The 238-nt window shown below is 52.5% G+C and carries 1 rRNA gene; it reads right to left on the minus strand.

Features of this window, described 5'->3' with window-relative positions:
• A 23S ribosomal RNA gene (locus AB4Y44_RS42995) occupies positions 1-238 on the minus strand; the annotation flags it as partial.

A 238-nucleotide genomic window follows, 5' to 3' on the forward strand; every position in this document is an offset into this window, starting at 1 on the left:
AGCGTTTGGCTGACGGTACGGATAAAGAGTACAGGCTGGTCCCATTTCGCTCGCCACTACTTTGGGAATCTCGGTTGATTTCTTTTCCTGCGGCTACTTAGATGTTTCAGGTCGCCGCGTTCGCTTCACATGACCTATGTATTCAGTCATGGATGACCCATTCGGGCCGGGTTTCCCCATTCGGATATCGGTGGATCAAAGCTTGTTTGCCAGCTCCCCACCGCTTTTCGCAGGCTAC

The sequence above is a fragment of the Paraburkholderia sp. BR10937 genome, from assembly GCF_040965695.1.
Lineage (GTDB): Bacteria > Pseudomonadota > Gammaproteobacteria > Burkholderiales > Burkholderiaceae > Paraburkholderia.